This is a genomic window from Vibrio chagasii (genome assembly GCA_041879415.1).
In the GTDB taxonomy this organism is placed as follows: Bacteria; Pseudomonadota; Gammaproteobacteria; order Enterobacterales; family Vibrionaceae; genus Vibrio.
In genome coordinates, this window is record CP090852.1 from 1,364,361 (window position 1) to 1,385,185 (window position 20,825).

Annotated in this window: 13 protein-coding genes; 12 read left to right on the forward strand and 1 reads right to left on the reverse strand. The window is 45.4% G+C overall.

Annotated features, from left to right (window positions below; genetic code table 11):
• Window positions 1-208: 208 nt before the first annotated feature.
• The 11 genes from L0991_19995 (at window position 209) to L0991_20045 (ending at window position 16,555) form a co-directional block, all read left to right on the forward strand.
• Window positions 209-1,126 carry a LysR family transcriptional regulator gene (locus L0991_19995; GenBank protein ID XGB64313.1) on the forward strand — a complete coding sequence of 306 codons (918 nt, stop codon included), beginning with the start codon at window positions 209-211 and terminating at the stop codon, window positions 1,124-1,126.
• Window positions 1,127-1,137: 11 nt separating this feature from the next.
• Window positions 1,138-3,198, forward strand: coding sequence for a prolyl oligopeptidase family serine peptidase (locus tag L0991_20000; protein ID XGB64314.1), 2,061 nt, complete (start codon window positions 1,138-1,140; stop codon window positions 3,196-3,198).
• A gap of 373 nt (window positions 3,199-3,571) precedes the next feature.
• On the forward strand, window positions 3,572-4,855 hold the full coding sequence (locus tag L0991_20005; GenBank protein ID XGB64315.1) for a carbohydrate porin: 1,284 nt from the start codon (window positions 3,572-3,574) through the stop codon (window positions 4,853-4,855).
• Window positions 4,856-5,054: 199 nt separating this feature from the next.
• The gene (locus L0991_20010) at window positions 5,055-7,073 is read left to right on the forward strand and encodes a methyl-accepting chemotaxis protein (GenBank protein ID XGB64316.1); all 2,019 of its coding nucleotides are present in this window, start codon (window positions 5,055-5,057) and stop codon (window positions 7,071-7,073) included.
• A 296-nt stretch (window positions 7,074-7,369) separates the two neighbouring features.
• Window positions 7,370-8,377 (forward strand): LacI family DNA-binding transcriptional regulator, encoded by a 1,008-nt coding sequence (locus L0991_20015; GenBank protein ID XGB64317.1) that lies wholly within the window; start codon window positions 7,370-7,372, stop codon window positions 8,375-8,377.
• Window positions 8,378-8,396: 19 nt separating this feature from the next.
• A complete protein-coding gene (locus tag L0991_20020) occupies window positions 8,397-9,644 on the forward strand; it encodes an extracellular solute-binding protein (protein XGB64318.1) in 1,248 nt (415 codons plus the stop codon).
• Window positions 9,645-9,711: 67 nt separating this feature from the next.
• Window positions 9,712-10,698 carry a sugar ABC transporter permease gene (locus L0991_20025; GenBank protein ID XGB64319.1) on the forward strand — a complete coding sequence of 329 codons (987 nt, stop codon included), beginning with the start codon at window positions 9,712-9,714 and terminating at the stop codon, window positions 10,696-10,698.
• Between the two features lie 46 nt (window positions 10,699-10,744).
• Window positions 10,745-11,593 (forward strand): carbohydrate ABC transporter permease, encoded by an 849-nt coding sequence (locus L0991_20030; GenBank protein ID XGB65421.1) that lies wholly within the window; start codon window positions 10,745-10,747, stop codon window positions 11,591-11,593.
• Between the two features lie 17 nt (window positions 11,594-11,610).
• Window positions 11,611-12,960 carry a GH1 family beta-glucosidase gene (locus L0991_20035; GenBank protein XGB64320.1) on the forward strand — a complete coding sequence of 450 codons (1,350 nt, stop codon included), beginning with the start codon at window positions 11,611-11,613 and terminating at the stop codon, window positions 12,958-12,960.
• Window positions 12,960-14,051 (forward strand): sn-glycerol-3-phosphate ABC transporter ATP-binding protein UgpC, encoded by a 1,092-nt coding sequence (gene ugpC / locus L0991_20040; protein ID XGB64321.1) that lies wholly within the window; start codon window positions 12,960-12,962, stop codon window positions 14,049-14,051. Before L0991_20035 ends, ugpC begins: the two co-directional genes overlap by 1 nt.
• Window positions 14,052-14,140: 89 nt before the next feature.
• Window positions 14,141-16,555, forward strand: coding sequence for a glycosyl transferase (locus L0991_20045; protein ID XGB64322.1), 2,415 nt, complete (start codon window positions 14,141-14,143; stop codon window positions 16,553-16,555).
• Window positions 16,556-16,694: 139 nt separating this feature from the next.
• On the opposite strand, the gene L0991_20050 is transcribed toward L0991_20045, so the two are convergent.
• Window positions 16,695-17,642: an aldose 1-epimerase gene (locus L0991_20050; protein XGB64323.1), complete on the reverse strand. Its 948-nt coding sequence runs from the start codon at window positions 17,640-17,642 to the stop codon at window positions 16,695-16,697.
• 64 nt (window positions 17,643-17,706) lie between these two features.
• Between L0991_20050 and L0991_20055 the strand changes: the two genes are divergently transcribed.
• On the forward strand, window positions 17,707-20,781 hold the full coding sequence (locus L0991_20055; GenBank protein ID XGB64324.1) for a non-lysosomal glucosylceramidase: 3,075 nt from the start codon (window positions 17,707-17,709) through the stop codon (window positions 20,779-20,781).
• The last annotated feature ends 44 nt before the right edge of the window (window positions 20,782-20,825 follow it).

Consider the following 20,825-nt stretch of genomic DNA (forward strand, 5'->3'; position numbering starts at 1 on the left):
CGTTCATGTTTGAAGTAGATAACACGTTATGGGTTGTCATTTTTTGACTCGCTATTGGCCTCTAAGCGGGAACCATTTGGTTGCGAATCTTGTAATAGGAATGACTCTTTTGTAATTGTTTTGTTAATTTGGCGTGAATTTACCCCTTTATTTTTTATTGATATAGGGAAATAATGAAAATAATTAATTCCAAAATTGACATAATCAGATGCGAGCAGACGATTTGATCCTGTTTTCACAGGTAGTAGAACTGGGCAGTTTCAGTAAGGTAGCAGAGCAAAATAACCTTACAAATTCAGTAGTTAGTAAAAGAATTGCACGCCTAGAGGAAGAAATTGGCGTGCAATTATTATATCGAACGACGCGCAAATTGACCCTGACTGAGGCGGGTAAGGCAATTTTGCACGGAGCCAAAAATGTGAAGCAGGCGACTCAAGAGGCTATGGACGCAGTTTCAGGCTTTGGTGAAAATGTCAGCGGTCATATCAAAATGTCAGTGCCTACTATCTCTGGAGATTTGATTCTGGCAGACGCCGTTGCCGAGTTTTGTAATATGCATCCAGGTTTAACGGTCGATATGTCACTGGACAATCGCTTTGTTGACTTAGTAGAAGATGGTTTGGACTTGGTGATTCGTACCGGTTACCTAGAAGACTCCAGCTTAATTGCACGACATATATTGGATTCGCAATGGGTGGTGTGTGCTTCGCCCTCGTATATCGCCAAAAACGGTAAACCGATGCAGCCCAAGGACTTAGTTGAGCACAACTGCTTGCAATACGCTTATCAAACCACTGGAGCGAGTGAGTGGCAGTTTTTGCACAGTAAAGACGGTTGTACCGACAACGACAAATATATCGTGCGCGTTTCGGGCTCTTTCTCGACGGACAACGCGACCGCGCTAAGAAAAGCCGCCTTAGGTGGGCATGGTGTGGCTTATGTACCGCGCTGTCTGGTTTATCACGATATTCGCAACGGTCAGCTGGTGGACATATTCCCTGACTTGGTGGGTAAGAAGTTGGGTATTTATGCGGTTTACCCTTTTACTCGCCAGCCGCCCAACAAGATTAAGTTACTGATTGAACACATAAGAACGCGTTACCTGACGATTTCTCACTATTTTTAATAGGGATCACGATGAGCTATTTAAAAGAGTATCAATATCCAATCACCAATAAACAGATTGTCAGCGATGATTATTTTGGTCAGATAATCGAAGACCCTTATCGCTGGCTAGAAGATGACAGAAGTGGCGAAACCGCGCAGTGGGTAGCGAGCCAAAATGCAGTCACGTTTGATTACCTTGATCAAATTCCCTACCGCGCAGAACTGCGAGAACGTTTAGCAAAAGCGCAAGACTACAAAAAGAGCTCGCAGCCGTTTGTCCGAGGCGATTACACCTACTTCTACAAGAATGATGGCTTGCAAAACCACAGTATTCTCTATCGTCAGAAAGAGGGGCAGTCGGTTGAAGTATTCCTAGACCCGAATACCTTCTCGGAAGATGGCACCACATCTCTGGGCTCAGTGTCATTTTCGAAAGACTATAGTTTAGTGGCGTACAGTATTTCTGAGGGCGGCAGTGACTGGCGTAAAATCTTCGTGATTGATACTGAGACTAAGCAGCAGCTCGAAACAGAAATCACTGACGCCAAATTTACTGGCATCTCTTGGTTAGGCAATCGTGGATTTTACTACTCAAGCTACGATAAGCCCGATGGTAGTGAACTCTCTGCTCGCACTGAGCAACACAAATTGTACTTCCATGAGTTAGGTACAGAGCAAGCCAATGACAAGGTGATTTTTGGCGAAAACAACGACGAACAGCACCGCTATGTGTCCGGCTACACTACCGAAGACGATCGCTATTTAATCATCCTCGGAAAAGAGTCCACGTCTGGTAACAGACTGTTTTATATTGATTTAAACTCACAAGAACAATCGTTGAATACTCTGATTGATCATGTGGATAGCGACACGTATCTCATCGATAACCAAGATGAGACCTTCATTCTGTACACCAATCTTAATGCACCGAATGGCAAGGTCGTGAGTTTTGACACACGTACTGAGCAGTGGCGAGATATCATCTCAGAAAAGCCACAGCCGTTAGATATCAGTACAGGTGGAGGGTACTTGTTCGCGCACTATATGGTGGACGTGGTATCCAAAATTGATCAGCTTGATTACCAAGGTAACCTAGTTCGAGAGCTCCACATGCCAGGATTAGGAACGGCCAGCGGCTTGGGTGGTAAAAAAGAGCAAACGCAGCTTTATTACACCTTTACCAATTATATTACGCCGCCCACTATCTTCTCGTTTGATGTTGAATCTGGCAACTCGGAGATCTATCAGCACTCTGAGTCTCCGTTTGAGTCGTACAAATTTGAATCTAAGCAGGTCTTTTATACCTCAAAAGATGGCACTCAGGTTCCGATGCTTATCTCTTATAAGAAGGGACTAAAACTGGACGGCAATAACCCAACTATGTTGTACGCCTATGGCGGCTTTAATGTCAGCCTAACCCCTTCTTTCTCGGGCACGGTGGGCAGTTGGTTGGAGTTGGGTGGCGTGTACGCAGTTCCCAACCTGAGAGGCGGCGGTGAGTATGGCAAGGCGTGGCACAAAGCCGGTACTCAGCAGCAGAAACAGAATGTGTTTGATGACTTTCTCGCTGCAGCAGAATTCCTAATCTCAGAAAACTACACCAGTAGCGACAAGTTAGCGATTCGCGGTGGCTCTAATGGTGGCTTGCTTGTAGGTGCCTGTATGACTCAAAGGCCAGAGTTATTCCAAGTGGCTTTGCCAGCTGTTGGGGTACTAGACATGCTGCGTTACCACACATTCACGTCTGGCGAAGGCTGGGCGTACGACTACGGCACTTCCGCGCAAAGCAAAGAGATGTTCGAATACCTGCTTGGTTATTCTCCGGTTCATAATGTGGTTCGTGGTGTCGACTATCCAGCAACATTGGTCACGACGGCTGACCATGATGACCGTGTGGTGCCTGCTCACTCTTATAAGTTTATCGCTGAGCTACAAGACAAGCACGATGGCGGTGCGCCTGTGATGATTCGTATTGATGTTAATGCGGGGCACGGTGCTGGAATGCCATTGAGTAAAGCTATCGATCTTACTGCAGATATCTATGCATTTACTCTGTTCAACATGGGTGTTGAGTCTCTTGATACGCCGTAGAGATGTTTTGAATCAATTAAAATAGATATTTGACCATAACTAAAAAGCCTCAAAATTGATGATAGATTTTGAGGCTTTTCATATATATGAAAAGCCGTCAAAACTGCACCATCTTTCCCTCATTTTCATACACTGTTTTCCGTGATAGACCCCGCCATTATTGATGAAATGAAAGCGATTTCAAGCTGATATTTCACGCGATTTCTGTTCTAAGTTTCTGATATTAAATTAATAGTTTTGGGTATGACTTTTCTAAAAGTTTCATGGCTCTCGACCTAATTTATCAGTGTGAACAGCGACCAACTTTTCAACGCTTTCATTGCTTAATATTTCCCTGTTCGATGAAAACTCAAAAAAATAATAGGGAATTACAATGCAAAAATTTAAGCTTTTGCCAATAACGGTCGCAGTGGCGGCTTCGCTTGCTTCAATCTCTTCTTTTGCTGCAGAAACGGATCTTGCCGCTCTGGAACAACGAATCCAAGAGCTGGAATCTCAAGTTGGTGATATCAAGTATGTTGATGATCAACAACAAGCGGTTCTGACTGCAGAAACCAATGTACCAGACGGTATCGTCTTCTCTGGTTATGCTCGTTACGGTGCTCACTACAAGAGTGGTGATGAGCGTTACGTAGACATCGGTACAACAGGCAGATCTGTTGGTCGTTTAGGTAACGAAGCCAACGGCGGTGAAGTTCAGTTCGCTAAGTTTTTCCAAGCAGACAACGGCGCTATCTGGGACATCGTATTCATGGCTGACCACTGGGAAGCTGACGCATGGGCTGATGACGGCGGCCTAAGCATGAAAAAAATGTACGCTGGTGTAACCAACGTCTTTGAAAGTCAGCCTGAGCTTTACATGTGGGCTGGTCGTGACTTCCATCAACGTCCGCAACAAGGTTTGAACGATTACTTCTGGATGACACACGATGGTCAAGGTGCTGGTTTTAACAACTTAGACTTTGGTGGTGCCAAGCTAGACATGGGCTTTGTAGGCCAAGTGAAAGGCGGCCTAGTGAACGATAACGGTCGATACGCAATTACTTCTAAGCTTCACTCAATTAACGCGGGCATTGGTCAACTGGACCTATACGCGAACTATGGTTTTGCATCAGATGAAGCCGATGAAGTCGGAAAACCAAAAGTAAGTGATGAAACAGCATACCTATTGGGTGCAACTTTAGGTTTGGGTGAGTCTAATAAGTTGGTTGTTAAGTATGGTGACGGTGCTGATTCGTCAGTATATGACCTGAAAGGTGATTACCAAACGTTTTACGCAAGTTTGGAAGGTAGCTACGCAGCATCTGAGCAGTTCATCATTGATTACTTAGTGTCGTACAAAGACAACTCTGGTTCTGATCTAGACCGCGAGAACACGGAATACGCTGGTATTGTTCGTCCACAGTACCAATGGGATGATGTTCACTCTACATGGTTAGAAGCGGGCTACGGCATGGTTGATTACGATGACAACGGTGAAGAGAACGCATGGAAAGTAACGCTTTCTCAAAACGTTTCTCTAGGTGGTTTACCTTGGAGCCGTCCAATGCTTCGTTTCTACACAACAGTGGGTGATGTAGAAACTAAAGGCAACACTGTGAAGACAACGAATGTAGATACATTGTCGTTCGGGGCAATGTTTGAAGCTTGGTGGTAATCACTGATATAGAAACAGCGGCTCTTTGAATCCGGCATATTTTCAAAGAGCCATGCTTTCGAATATCCATGCGTTTCAATAGTACGTAAATACTGTCCATTTTAGCCCTAAAGGCAGATTGATTAGGGCACGTTATATAACTCCATTCTTGGGCACACTCTTTGTGCCCTTTTTTTCGCCACTAGATCAAGGATCCACTATGAGACTTTCTTCCATCGTGTCTCGAGTTTACTTAGGTTTCTTCGTACTGATTGTGATCATGCTAGGTTCCGCATGGCTAAGTATCAGTAGCAATAAAGATATTACTACTCGAATTGAAAACATCACCCAGCAAGCTACGCCACTTATGCTTCAATCCTCCACCTTGACCATTCGGTTTCTGGACATTAATCGCAGCATCACGCCGTATTTATCCGCCAATTACATGGATGAACTCGAACCACTGAAACTGACCGTATTGAATAATATTGAGCAATATCAGCAGCAGTTGAGTTGGTTTGAAGGTAAAGGTGTCACTGGCTCACAAATGGAAACCCTGCTTAGCAACATTGATGAAACGGGTAGATCGACGATCGAAAAGATAGAAGGAGTACTCGAACTTTACGTTGCTTATCTGGATAGCAAAGATCTTGGTGCGATGGGGCAAGCGCAATTTCAGTCTGTGGTGGGACAGCTTAATAACACCTTGGTCAATCAACTGGCGAGTGCGAAATCAGATCAAATACAAAAGGCGGTCGAAGCACTGTTGGTGCAACTAAGCCTGATTGCAGCAGAGGCTAATGAGGCATTCTCATTACAAACGTCATCAGAAGTTCGCGGGGTAGAGCGACGCCTACAAAGTCGCAAAGAGCGATTCGAACAAGCGGTAACCGACTTAGATAACCTGGACTCATCTTTACTACGTCGCAGTCAACAGTCTTTATCACTGCTCGCTTCACATGCGTTTTCATCTAGCGGCTCGGTATCTACTCATAAAGAAATCGTCAAACTTGATGAGTCTATCTCCCTTCAAAAACAGGAAATTGAAGAGCTGATTGATACACAGTTGAGTCATTTTGATGAGCTTTCTCTATACGCCGAAGATACTGCAACGCGCTTGTATCACGAATCGATGGATTCTTCAGAGAGAGCCCTTTGGATACAAGGCGTGATTGCTCTCGCTTCTGTAGTTATTGCTCTTTTGATTGGGTTGAATATCGCCAAAGGGATTCGTAAACCAAGCAAGCTTCTGCAAGGCGCATTGGACCAAGTTGCTAACAAGGACTTGAGCAAAATGGTGCAATATCAAGCGAATAATGAGTTTGGTTTAGTTAGCGATAAAGTGAATTTGGTTATCTGTCATCTGACTGAAATGATTGAGAACATGCGCCAATCGTCAACGCGCTTAAAAGAAGCATCTTTGGAGAACCAAAGCACTAGCCGCTCTTTGAGTGAGGCGATGCAAGACCAAACCAATCAGACCGTAATGGTGGCAACGGCCATGGAGCAGATAGAGTGCTCGGTGACAGAAATAACTCAAGCGGCTAATCAAACGTTAACCCTGGTGACTGAAGCGGTGTCGAGTTCCAATCATGGCCAACAGACGATGGACAAAAGCGTCGAGTTGATGAGTAGCTTGGAACGCAAATTAGCAGAATCAACAGCGACCATCGGCCAGCTTGAAAGCGAAAGCGCCAGCATTGGCTCTATTTTGGATGTGATATCTGGGATCTCTGAACAGACTAATTTGTTGGCATTGAATGCCGCTATTGAAGCGGCGCGAGCAGGTGAACAAGGGCGCGGCTTTTCTGTGGTTGCCGATGAAGTTCGCGTGTTAGCGGCCAAAACCAATGCCTCAACGCAAGAGATACACAACAAGATTGAACAGTTGCAAACCAGTTCTAAACTGGCGGTGGAACAAATTAATCAATGTGTGGTGGGGATGGTTCAATGTGTTGAACAAACCGGTGAGGTGAATGGCTCAATATCAAAGGTGTCCACTCTGTTGAACGAGGTAGAGCAAAGAAGTCACCAGATTGCGACAGCGACTACCGAGCATCAAGTGGTCGCCTCTCAAGTCACACAAAACATCAGCCAGATACACACCTTGGCAGAGGACAACTCTCAACGATCTCAGGTTCTGTTTTCTCATGGGCAGCAGCTTGAAACCATGTCGCAGCAGCAATTCTCACTAACTCAAGAGTTTAAGCTTGCGGAACAACCAGCCTGCGATCGTTAGCGTCTTTTGGTCTTCTCACATCATTTCACGCCCAGCTTTTGCAGGGCGTTGTTCCTTTAGTTTCGAGCTGCTTTTTGATCTGAACGGTAATTAACCAAATGTCATCCTGATAATATTAACAATAATCTCATGAAACAGTTTCATGGCATCAAGCCAATCTGTAAGCGCTTTCAAGATTTCCAAATCCTGCCTTTTTACCTCCAAGTTTAGTGTGATGACACTCACTTCAAGGAATACGTAATTTCTTAATAATCGTTTTGTAAGCGGTTACAAGCTAATGAAGTATCGAGGTTCGAGTGGCAACAATTAAACACGTATCAGAGCATGCAGGTGTGTCTCAAGCGACAGTGTCTAGAGTGATTAACGGCACCAGTAGAGTGAGCCATGACAAGAAGCTAAAGGTTGAAAAGGCGATCAAAGAGTTGGGTTATCGCCCGAACTCTATCGCTCAAGCTTTGGCTTCAAGTCGTACTGGCAGTGTGGGTGTTGTTGTTCCTGAACTGGGTGGTTCTTTCTACTCAGGCATTTTGCACTGTATAGAAGAAAACCTACGCCGCTTTGGTTACCACGCTGTTGTTACTGCGGGGTCGAATACTGAACAAGGGCAGCGCGAGTCGGTGGAGTTTCTGTTGGGGCGTCGTGTCGATGCTTTGATTCTTCATACTCAACTGCTCAGTGATGATTATTTAATTGAATTGGAAGAACAGGGGACCCCTGTGGTTTTAATTAACCGCTTCATCCCAGAAATGGCGATGAGTTGTATTGATATTGATAACGAAGTCGGGGGGCTACTCGCTACTCAATATCTTTTACAAAAGGGGCATAAAGATATCGCGTGTATCACCGGGCCTTTAGATAAAGCAGACGCTAGGGGGCGTTTGCAGGGGTATCGCAAGGCTTTGGAAGAGGCGGGTGTGCCATACGATGAAGCCTTAGTCTCTGAGGCGGGTTTTACCGAAGAGACTGGCATCAGTGCCATGAGAAAGCTCATCAACCGTAAGTGTCACTTCACTGCAGTGTTCGCTTCAAACGATCACATGGCATTTGGCGCCTTCGAAGTTCTACATAAAGAGGGGTTGTCGGTACCAAAAGACATCTCTCTTGTGGGCTTCGATAACACCATCTTCGCGCGTTATCTGACCCCTAGTTTGACCACTATTAATTTCCCTATTGAAGAGATGAGCATTGAAGCGGTTCAGCTCACTCTGCAAAAGCTAAAGAAAATTAAACATGACGTGAACTTTAAATTGCTGCCGACGTTGGTCACTAGAAACTCGGTATCGGATTTACTCGTTACCCTATAAAAAATATTAAGGATAGAACATGAAATTTAAGACCTTAGCGCTTTCATGCGCGGTTGCTTTAGGACTAGGTGCAACAGCTGTTAATGCTGCTGACAAAGAGATTCGTTTCGACGGCTTCCCAGATTTTGATAGCAGCCTGAAGGTATTACTGCCTGATTTCGAAAAGAAAACTGGTATCAAAGTGGATTACCTTATGAACAACCACGGTGACCACCACACGAAACTGACAACTAACTTAGCAACGGGTTCTGGCGCGGGTGATGTGATTGTTGTGGACGTTGAGAAAATTGGTCCATTCGTAAGTTCTGGTGGCCTAGTAAACCTGTCTGAAAACTACGGTGCTGATAAGTACCAAGAGCGATTCGCACCATATGCATGGGCGCAAGGTAAAGGTGCTGATGGCGACATGTACGGTATTCCTGTCGACCTTGGCCCTGGTGTTATGTACTACCGTACCGACGTGTTTGAAAAAGCGGGCATCAATGTAGAAGACGCAATCAAAGACTGGGATTCATACATCGCAGCTGGTGAGAAGCTGAAAGAGCAAAACGTACAGCTTATCGCTTCAGCAGCTGACGTAGCACAAGCAATCATCTTTACTACAGTTCCTGAAGGTGAAGGTCTTTACTTCGATAAAGATGGCAACCCAGTTGTGACATCAGAGCGCTTTGTTCACGCGTTTGAAGTAGCAAAAGAGATTCGCGACAAAGGCTTAGATGGCCGCATTCTGGCTTGGTCTAACGAATGGTACGAAGGCTTCCGCAACGGCACATTTGCAACTCAACTTTCTGGCGCTTGGCTACTTGGTCACCTAAACAACTGGATTGCACCTGAAACCAAAGGTAAGTGGGCAGTAGAAAACCTTCCTGATGGTATCTACGGCAGCTGGGGTGGTTCATTCCTATCTATCCCAACGCAATCTGAAAACCCAGACGAAGCATGGGCGCTTATCGAGTACATGACGACTGACCGTGAAGTTCAACTTAAGCACTTCGAAACGATTGCAGCTTTCCCTGCGAACGTAACGACGTATGACGATGAGTTGTTCCAAGAAGAGATGGAGTTCCTAGGTGGGCAGAAAGCGCGTCTTCTATTTGCAGAAGTGGCACAGAACATCAAGCCAGTATCTCCAGCTCAAGGCGACCACGTAGCACGTTCTATTATTTTAGAGAACGCATTGATGGAAGTGCTTGATGAAGGCAAGGACATCGAAACTGCACTTAAAGAGGCAGAGCGCCTAATTAAGCGTCGTACGCGTAATCTTTAATTTGGTTTTACTTTAAGTAAGTGAGGAAGCGTGGATAACGCGCTTCCTTTTTTAAGAGGTCGTTACTATGAATCATACAGCGAGCACAACGATAGAACCTTCGGAGCAAAGCCTTTTTTCTCGTCTGAATTTGAAAGCGCTTACACCGTATGGATTCCTTCTGCCGTTTCTGATCATTTTTTCTGTATTTGGGATCTTCCCGCTGTTGTTCTCTGTTTACCTGTCGTTCCACGAATGGAACCCAGTACAGGGCATGGATGCAATGGAGTTCGTTGGTTTTGAGAACTATCACATTGCCTTGACTGACCCATGGCTATGGCGTTCATTAAAGAACACATTGTGGCTAGCAATCACATCAGGTGTTGCTCAGCACTTAGTCGCTATTCCAGTGGCTTACATGTTGGTTTCAATGGGTGACCGTATGCGTCACTGGCTAACATCGGCGTACTTTCTACCGTTCATCACATCAACGGTCGCAGCGTCACTGATTTTCTTCAATATGTATTCTCCTAACTCAGGAATTATCAACCAAACGCTAATGGCATTGGCCGATAGCACACTGTTTGGTTGGGCATTTGCTTGGGTTAACGATTTTCAACCAATCCGCTGGTTAGACGATGCCACTATGGTGAAGCCGTCTATCGCGATCATGGTTTTCTGGAAATACACCGGTTTTAACATCGTCCTTTACACCACGGGTTTAATGACGATTCCTAAAGACATTTTAGAAGCTGCACGTATGGATGGTGCCAATGCCTTCCGCCGCTTCTGGAACATCTCACTACCAATGATTCGTCCATTCATCTTCTTTGCAATCACCATGACCATCATCGGTAACCTGCAAATGTTTGAAGAACCGTTCGTTCTAACGCGTGGTACAGGTGGTACGGGTCAATCTGGTTTAACTATCTCTATGTACCTCTACAAAGTGGGTTGGGAATGGTTAGAAATGGGCACAGCGTCAGCAATTTCATGGCTTCTGTTTGCACTGATCGCGTCTTGTACTTTGGTTCAATTTTTATTCTTCGGTAAGAAAGGCTTAGGGGAACATTAAGATGTCGACATCAATTAAGACAAATACCTCACCACTAGGTGGCCTAATGCCAAGCGAACGCACCATGTACATCATGACTAAGATCTTGATGGTCATGCTCGGCATATTACTGATTGTTTCCGCAATCATTACGGTGTTCCCGTTTGTGTGGTCAGCACTGCTTTCAACACGTGACCGCTCGGAGATCTTCGGCTCGGGCATCAGCTTTGCAATTGGCGATAGCCTAATGGTGAACTACGCAAAACTGCTGGAAATCATGCCTTTCTGGAAAGCGATGTTTAACTCGATTTACGTGGCTTTCTTAGGCACCACGATCTCGCTGCTGTTTTGTAGCATGGGTGGTTACGCGTTTGCTGTGTTTAAGTTCCGCGGTAAGAACGTGTTGTTCGGCATGTTGGTTGGCTCAATGGCGATTCCGCCAGTGCTTAGCTTGATCCCTTACTTCATGATCGTGAAATTCTTAGGCTTGCTGGATAACCACATGGCGGTATGGCTACCGTTCACAACCACGCCATTTGGTATCTTCTTGATGCGTCAGCACGTGATTGCATCGATTCCTAAAGAGCTATTAGAAGCGGCGAAGTTAGATGGCGCAGGTGAGTTCAGAACGTACTGGAGTGTGGTACTGCCACTGATGAAACCGGCACTAGCAACACTCGCTATCGTGCAGTTCGTCTTCTTCTGGAACATGTTTATGCAGCCTCTTGTGGTGCTGAACAACCCTGACAATTACGTCATCACACAAGCACTACGAAGTGTTCAAGGTATTCCGAATACGCCATGGGGCGCGGTAATGCTAGGTACCACAATTTCTATTTTACCACTCGTGATCACATACCTGTTCGCATCGAAACAGATGATCAGTGGTTTAACGTCTGGCGCAGTTAAAGGTTAGGTTTAAGGGTTATAACAATGAATAAATTTCAACTTCCAAGTGATTCAAAGTTACGCAGTAAGGAATTTGTATTCGGTGTCGCGACATCTTCATACCAAATTGAAGGCGGCGTTGAAGAGGGCGGTCGTACACCGTCTATCTGGGACACGTTTTGTAAGACACCAGGTAAGGTAGATAACGGCGACAGTGGTGATGTGGCGTGCGACCACTACCACTTGTGGCAACAAGATATCGAGATGATTCAAGGTTTAGGTGTTGATGCTTACCGCCTGTCAATTGCATGGCCACGTATCTTGCCGCAAGACGGTGTGGTGAATCAGCAAGGTCTAGAGTTTTACGAGCAGATCATCGATGAATGTCATGCTCGTGGAATGAAGGTGTTCGTGACACTTTATCACTGGGATCTACCGCAATACCTAGAAGACAAAGGCGGTTGGTTAAACCGTGAAACGTCTTACAAGTTTGCAGAATATGCAGAAGTCGTGAGTAACTACTTTGGCAATAAAATTGATGTTTACACCACATTGAACGAACCGTTTGTATCTGCGTTCTTAGGCTACCGTTGGGGCGAGCATGCACCAGGTATCAAGGGTGAAAAAGAAGGCTTCTTAGCCTCTCACCACTTAATGCTAGGCCATGGTTTGGCGATGCCGATTCTTCGCAAGAATGCACCTCATGCTAAGCATGGCGTGGTATTTAACGCGACTCCGGCTTACCCACTGACACCGCAAGACCAAGGCGCTGCAGACTACTGTGAAGCAGAGAACTACCACTGGTTCATCGACCCTGTATTGAAAGGTGAATACCCACAGCCGGTAGTCGACCGTCAAGCGATGAACATGCCGATGATTTTAGAAGGCGATCTAGACATCATCAGTGCACCGGTGGATTACATCGGTATCAACTACTACACACGCAATGTCGCTCGCTTCAATGAAAATGGCGACATTGAATCAGTAAAACAGACTGACGCAGAACACACTTACATCGGCTGGGAAATCAACCCACAAGGTTTAACCGATTTATTGGTAAGACTAGATGCTCGCTACGAAAACATGCCGCCTATCTACATTACTGAGAATGGCGCCGCAGGTAACGACGAGCGTGTTAACGGACAAGTGATGGATGACCAACGTGTTCGTTACTTCCAAGGCCACATCGAAGCGGTGCACAACGCCGTTGAAGCAGGTGTGAAAGTTGATGGCTACTTTGCGTGGAGTCTAATGGATAACTTTGAGTGGGCATTCGGCTACTGCCAACGCTTTGGCATCGTCCATGTTGATTACACCACCCAAGAAAGAACACTGAAACAGAGCGCAATTGCGTACCGAAACATGCTTCAAGAGCGCGCTGAGGAGAACAGATAATGGCTAAAGTAGAATTCAAAAACATCAAGAAATCATTTGGTGATGTTGAAGTGGTTAAAGAGTTTGATTTTACGGTTGAAGACGGTGAATTCGTGGTTTTCCTTGGCCCATCTGGCTGTGGTAAGTCGACCACACTTCGCATGCTTGCAGGCCTAGAAAGCATCAGCTCTGGTGACATCGTGGTTGGTGGCAAAGTGATGAACAAGGTTGACGCAAAAGACCGTGACCTAGCAATGGTATTCCAAAGCTACGCACTGTACCCACACATGACGGTTTACGAGAACATCGCTTTCGCTCTAAAACTGAAGGGCATGCCAAAGGCTGAGATTGACGTAGAAGTACGCAAAGCTGCAAAAATGCTAGAGCTTGATCCGTTACTAAACCGTAAGCCAAAAGAGCTTTCTGGTGGTCAGCGTCAGCGTGTAGCTATGGGCCGCGCGATGGTTCGTACTCCGAAAGTGTTCCTGTTTGATGAGCCGCTATCTAACCTAGATGCAAAACTTCGTGGCGTGATGCGTGAAGAGATCAAACACCTACACCGCGAGCTGAAAACGACCACGATCTACGTTACACACGACCAGATCGAAGCGATGACGCTAGCAGACCGCATCGTGATTCTGAAAGACGGTTATGTTGCTCAAGTGGGTACACCAACTGAGGTGTTCCAACGCCCAGCTAACAAGTTTGTCGCGCAATTCATTGGTAACCCGTCAATGAATATGCTGGAAGCTAAGCTGATTGAAAAAGAGGGTGAATACTTCGTTGAACTTGGCGATGTTCATATCCCACTGCCGGAGCGCTTTAAGTCTCTGGCGTCTAAAAACCTAGCGCTTCACTTTGGTGTTCGTCCAACAGACATCCACCTACGTGCTGAGCAAGTGGACCACGACCGTGTGCTGCCATTCCCTGTGAAAATCAAAGACAAGGAACTGCTAGGTGCGAGCATTCTTCTGAAAACAGAAATCGGCGGCCAACCGCTGATGGTTGAGACCCAAGCCGCTGAAGTGGATGTGAAAGAACTGACACTTTACTTGGATTTGGATGCTTTCCACCTGTTTGACGCACTGAGCGAGAACTCGCTAGCGAGCTAGTCAATTTAAGTCAGCCAACGAGCTGATACCACTCTACTTACGACAAATTGTTTTGGCTCCTCCTGATTTGGGAGGGGCTAGGGATAGTGATGATGAAATTCGGATATTTTGACGATAAAAACAAAGAATACGTAGCAACCACGCCATGTACACCGATCAAATGGTGTAACTATGTAGGCACATTAGATTTCGGTGGCATTGTCGATAGCAACGGCGGTGTGTTGTTGTGTAAAGGTGATCCGGCACTGAACCGTATTACCAAGTACATTGCTCAACTGCCAAACTCAGATTTCAAAGGCTCGACTATGTACCTTAAGGTGCGTGATGAGGCGGGCAACGTAGAAATTTTTTCGCCTTTCTACACTCCAACTCTGAAGCCGCTTGATAAGTTTGAAAACCACACAGGTTTGTCTTACACCACCATCATTGCAGAAGCGTTTGGTGTGCGTTGTGAAGCGACGTTCTTCGTGCCAAAAGCAGACCAAGTTCTACTACAAGACATCAAAGTCACTAACATTTCAGACAAAACGCTGCACGTTGATGTTGTGCCTGTATACGAATTCACTCACTTCGATGCACTTAAGCAACTATTGAATGCGGATTGGGTTCCACAAACCATGACACTGAAAGCACACCAGCAAGAGTCGGGTCACACCGTGCTTGAGCAGTATGCCTTCATGAAGCGTGACTATGCAGTAAACCTGATGACCGCGGATCGCCCTGCGACGTCTTTTGACGGTGATCGCCAGTCATTCCTTGGTCAGTTTGGTTACGGTACATGGGCTGCTCCACAAGCGTTAGAAAACGACGAGCTTGGTAATACCGAGTGTCTGCGTGGTGACAACATCGGTGCGCTGAACCTGCGTTTAGGTTGGTTATCTCCAGAGCAGACTGAACGTACGGTTGTACAAATTGCACAAGAAGAGAGTCTAGAAGTCGCGCAACCTTTACTGGCTAAATACCGTGACCACCAAGTCGTTGATTCGGCATTCGCTGAACTGGCTGAGCACTGGGATTCTTACCTACAAGCGGTTCAGGTTGAAACGCCAGATCCAGCTATGAACTCGATGCTTAACGTACACAACCCACGTCAATGCCACACGACCAAAAACTGGTCTCGTTACCTGTCTCTTTATCAGCTTGGCTATGGCGCACGCGGCATCGGTTTCCGTGATTCTTCACAAGATACATTGGGCGTTATTACTCATATGCCAGAAGAGGCGCGTGAGTTCATTGAGCGTCTACTGTCTGTGCAAAACACCAATGGTTCTGCGATGCACCAGTTCTTCCCATCGACCATGGAAGCGAACGCTGGTGACTCACGTGAAGAAGAAGATCGCCCAGATTACTACGGTGACGATCATCTGTGGATCATCTACGCAGTCACTCAATATGTGAAAGAGACAGGCAATGCTGACTTCTTGAACAAAGATATTCCGTTCTACCAAAAAGACAAAGCGGGTAACCCTGTGGAAACCGGCACCGTTTGGGATCACTTGTGTCGCGCAATCGAATTTACCTACACCAATACCGGTGACCACGGCCTACCGTTATTAGGTTTTGCAGACTGGAATGACACGGTGAACCTGCCAACAGGTGCTGAGTCGATGATGGTAGCTAACATGTACGGTAAAGCCCTGCTTGATATGCTGGACCTTTGTGAGCTACGCGGTGAGGAACAACTAACCGCTCAGTTCAAAGAGCAATACCAACAAATGCAGAGCACTGTGAATGAGTGCGGTTGGGATGGCGAATGGTTTGTGCGTTACTTTGATGAGCAAGGCATGCCGATTGGCTCCCATAAGAATGAACAGGGGCAGATCTACACTAACGGTCAAAGCTGGCCTGTGATTTCTGGTTTTGCGACGCAAGAGCGTGCGACACAAGCGCTAGATTCGGTTTACAAAAAGCTGAACACGACCAATGGTATCAAGCTTTCAACTCCTGGTTACAACGGCTTTGATCCAAAACTTGGTGGCGTTTCGACATATCCACCGGGTGCGAAAGAGAACGGCGGTATCTTCCTGCATTCAAACCCATGGGTGATGATCGCAGAAGCGAAAATGGGCAATGGCGAGCGTGCTTACGAGTACTACCGTCAAATTAACCCGGCTTCTAAGAACGACGATATTGATACCTTCGAATCGGAGCCATACTGCTACCCGCAAAACATCTTGGGCGATGAACATAAACAGTTCGGCCTAGGTCGTAATGCATGGTTGTCTGGTACTTCATCTTGGACATACGTTGCGGGTACACAATGGATTCTGGGTGTTCGACCTGAAATTGATGGCTTGCTGGTGGACCCTTGTATCCCGGCTGAGTGGCCTGAGTTCAAAGTCCGTCGTCAGTTCCGTGGTGCGACTTATCATATTCATGTCACGAACCCGAATAACGTGTGTAAGGGCGTGGTTGAGATGAAGGTCAATGGTGACCTGATTTCAGGTAAAAAAGCACCGGTATTTACATCGGGTGAGCACACGGTGGAAGTGGTTTTAGGTTAACAAAGAGAAGGGCGCTTTATGCGCCCTTTATTGCTCTTTCGATTAGTCTCTTTCGTTTGTTTTTAGGTTGTAGTTTTTCGTTTGCAATGCGTTCTCTGGGGCTGGTTTTACGTTCAGCAGTTGCTTTAGCTTCGCTCAATTATTTTGGCTGATAGGTAGCTTGGCAATGCCAAGTGAAGGTTTGAGACTGGTTCGGGTTCAGCGTCAATAAGCCAATCTGGTTATTGAATGCATCGGCAGGGCAAGTCATGGGCTCTATCGCAATGCTCTTTTCACTCGTTGGAGTATACAGCTGAACAAATGGGTAGCTCGCGTCTTGTTGGTAGTGAATTGCGGCAGATGAATCTGAGCGTGCCAAAGTCAGTTGGTTGGTCGCAGTCGCTTCGAATTCAAAGCAGTGATTTAGGCTTTGATTTATCAGGTCTTCACTCAGAGAGGAACGATCAAAAGCACGCTTGTCACCATTGGGTAGGTCGTTCTCATGTACGACCTCAGCACAAGGCGACATGGTCAGTTCACACTGTTCTAGGTCATTGCCGAGCGAGAAGTAAGGGTGCCAAGCATCACCGAATGGGAAGGCATAATCACCACAATTAGAGACGGTTGTTGAGCAAGAGAGCTTACCAGTTGTGTCGATGGTGAAGGTGGTTTCAAGGTTAAAAGCAAACGGAAAGCCTGGATGTAAAGACGACGTTTGATACTCAAGCGTCACACTGGCTGACTGATCATTGGCCACGCTGTTTGCGATTGAAAAAGGTTGGTTGTAGAGAAGGCCATGTACGGCGTGATCAGACCAAGGAAAGTTAGCTGGGAGTTGATGGTTTTGGTTGTCGAAACTGTAGCGACCTAAGTGTAAACGGTTTGGAAAAGGAAATAATTTAGCACTGCGGGAAAAGAACGGATGTTGGTTGATCAGTTCATCATAATTCTGATAGCCACAAATAAACGAGAATGGACTGTTATTTACAATGTATTTATTTATAACAGCACCAAACCCATTGATTATTTGAAGTTCTATACCATGTTGCTTATTTATTAATGTGACAGAGTCAATATTTCCAAATTTTTCATTTATAATTTTAAACATGTTGATGTCTCCATTTTTGAAAGATATTAACAAGAAGAAAAAAATATTCAATGGCGGTTTTAACATGAATAATAAAATTCCATATTCAAGCTATTCAGGAAATTCAGAACACTTGTGTAAAAAGGGCGACGCAGTTGAATTTATTCAACCTTGGTACACGCCAATTTCTACGACACCAGAAAATACAGGTATGGCGATCGGTGGTATCGGTAATACCTTTACACTGACGCCAAATGGTAACACGCCAAACTTCAGTTTTATTCCAGGGATATTTGTCGATTGTTCAGAGCAAGTTATTAATTTTAATGATTTTTATGCGTCAGTGATGGATGTGCCGGCCATTGAAACGCTTCAGGTTCTTAATGAGCAAGAGCTTAGCGTTCATCTGAATTTTTACCCAGCGCTATTCGATGGAAAGAAGATAGATAAAGAAAATATTTCGAATGCGATTAACCTCATTCGTGCCGCATTAGAAAATGGTAATTTCTATAAAGAAAATAAAGATAACTTTATAAAGTGGAATGTCGAGTTTTCTAATAAGACTCAATTATTAATTGAATCCGATTCATCGTCGATTGATTGTCAATTATATGTAGCCTTAGATTTCTTTAATGGTTTATTAATAAATGATACAACGAGACAGCTATCACTAACTGCGGGAAATAATAGTGATATAGAAAGTGTTAATGGTAGCGATATAGAATATAAGGCTTTATATCCATTAGCTGAATATAAATATAATAGTTTTGATGGTATTAATATAAAGCGAAAGGTAGTCTCGCCGATCGTAAAAGAGGATAAGCGTCTCTGTTCTTTGCCGATGCACTGGAACCACTTCCAGATTACTAATGAATCACAGCAAACACGCGTGATTACGCTTGCTCAACCTCTACAAAACCTGATCGGTTCAACCTACCGAAAAGGTCGTGATGGTATTCAAGATTCGGCGTGTACCTTATCTCAAAACCCGATTGCTCAGCAGCATCAAGCGGTGAAAGTCGATGGTGAAAGCCACGGTTTTACTGGTGTTCAGCTTACTAGTCAGTCCCCTTATCAAAGTGACATCGAGGGTGAGGTGGTGTTTGGTGTTCAAGCCGAAAACCGTTTGATGAAGTCTGGCAAGGTGTCGGTGTCTGTTAAGCCAACGCTCTATACTTCGAAAGTGACCCAGCAAACCGAGTTCGCATTGAAAACCGGCCGCACTAACGCTGAATTCCAAACTGGCATTTACACAGGGCGCGAAGCATTGAGCGCATTAGTTGTGGTTCAGGTTGAACTGGAGCCGGGTGAGTCTGTAGACCTGCGTTTTGCTCAAGTGATGGCACATAGCAAAGTGATGCTTAATGGCTGGAACTCGGACAAGGCTTACACGCAATTCTATCCTCAAGCGAAACCAGCCTTACCGATGTTAGAAGATGTTTTGCCAAAGCTAGAAATCATTGAGCAGAAGATCGTTGAACAACAGACCGCTTTCCTAGAGCAAGCTCAAAGCAAAATATCACAACCTGAATCGGCACTACGCTATGCGACGATGGCGATGAACTCATTATCATTCCTTTCTGAATCAACAGTATGGGATAAAGAAGATAAGTTCTTGGTGAAAGAGTGTGTTGATTACCCATTCTTTAATTCACTGGATGTGTATTTCTACGGCTCGTTTTCACTGCTTTACTTGCTACCTGAACTTGATGGCTGCGTGATGAAAGAGTTCTCAAAAGCTATTTTGGCTGAAGACTTTACTCAGCGCCGCTACTGGGAATATGAAGCGACACCGAATGCTGAATTGATTGATGAAAAGTACCAAGGTGTGCGCGCAATTCGAGGTGCAGTCATCCACGATTTGGGTAGCCCGTTCGACATTCAGCCAGATGCGTATAGCTGGCATAATGTTAAGGAATGGAAGGACTTAGCACCGAAATACATTTTGATGGTGTACCGTCACTACCAAAAAACACAAGATATGTCAGTAGTTAAAGAGTGCTGGCAAGCCGTAACAGAGAGCATCGATTTCTTGTCGAACTTGATTGCTGAAGGTGACGATTTACCGCTAACCCGCGGTACTGACGACACCTTTGATAACCTTGCGTCTCACGGTATCTCTATTTACTGTGCGAGCCTCTGGGTTGCAGGCCTTCAAGCCGCAAGTGAGCTTGCAAAATTGGTGGGCGAACACGATCTAGGCGCGGGTTATCTAACATGTTCGAAAAAGGCATTAGCAACAGTTGAGCAGAGCTTGTGGGATGAGAAAGAGGGGTATTACCACTTCTTCGTGACGCCTATCCAAGCCAAGCATCTTACCGGTGAAGGCTATCAAGCTTTAGAAAGTCTGGGGTTGGTTTTAACGGGGGATGCGATTGCCGATAAGAATATGCTTAACGATTATCTAAACCAAACCGATATTTCAATAAACATCGGTAAGGTAGCCCAACGTGTCTCCAAGAAACGTTTGTTGGGTGAAACGGCACCTCAAGCTTTCACGCAAGAATATCTAGAGTTGGTGCCTGATTCAGACAATAGTTTTGGTGATGCGCTGCTTGCCGATAGCTATCTCAAACTGATTGGCCTAGAGGGTATTTTCCCACAACAGCGCATTCAGCGTGCGTTGGACTATGTTTATAAACATAACTTCGAGATTAACAGCCCAAAACTTGGGGTGGCAAATATGACGCTCGCCGATGGTTCGCCGCATGAGGCCTTTCAGGCGCAAGACGTGTGGATTGGCGTGCAGTTTAGTGTCGCGACAGCGTTGAGCTTAGCGGGTAAATCGCAGCAAGCAGAAACATTGATGGATACTGTGTATACCGCGCTGTATGACTATTCAAAAATTCCATTTGCCGCACCAGAAGGGTTCAACTGTTCTGTCTCATTTGATGAGAAAGATCTTTCAGAGTCTTTTAAATTGTCACAAAGTGATGCGAAAAAGTGGATTAATGCACTTAAATTGCAAAACTGTGTGCTGTCTGACGGTCGGGTTAATCCTAGCTTGACGAAAGACAATGATAAATTTGTTAATATGGTTCAAGGTGAAATTTCAGCGGAGCAAGCTACGGTTCTTCACAAGTGGCTTCTCAGCACAGGTTTGAAATATACAGCAGGTCGCTATTTCCGACCGGGGATGATTTTCGCCTACTTATATTAATTAAAGAGTATGAGTTTCAACTTGAGCAATGTTGAGTTGAAACT